This is a genomic window from Streptomyces sp. 13-12-16, from assembly GCF_002114215.1.
Lineage (GTDB): Bacteria > Actinomycetota > Actinomycetes > Streptomycetales > Streptomycetaceae > Streptomyces.
The window spans coordinates 1-376 of the sequence record NZ_NCTE01000972.1; the positions used below are offsets into that span (position 1 = coordinate 1).

Genomic DNA, 376 nt, shown 5'->3' on the forward strand with positions numbered 1-376 from the left:
CCCGCGCGGCCCGCCCGCGTGCCGGAGGGCCGGCCCGCTCCCCCGCCCGCGGTCCGGCGGCTGCCCAACCCGCGGCTCACCGGGCTGGGATCGAGCCTGTTCTGCGGGCTGGTGATGCTCGTACTCGGTCTGCTGAGCGAGGCGCTGTTCGGGGCGTCACAGACCGTGTACGGCGTGCTCTTCCTGCCGGTGTGCGTGCTGACCGCGCTGTGGGTGCGCGAGGGGGACCTGCTCGTCGCACCCGTCGTGGTGCCGATCGCCTTCGCCGTGGGGCTGGTCCCGCTCGCCGACGAGGGCGGCGGCGGCACCGCCGACCGGCTGATGGGGATGGTGACGGGCCTCGCCACCCAGGCCGGGTGGCTCTACGGCGGGGCGG

The 376-nt window shown here is 76.6% G+C and carries 1 protein-coding gene; it reads left to right on the plus strand.

Annotation, left to right across the window (positions count from 1 at the left end):
* Window positions 1–376: DUF6542 domain-containing protein (locus B7767_RS33330; protein WP_373408260.1), on the plus strand; the 376-nt coding region annotated here is incomplete at both ends.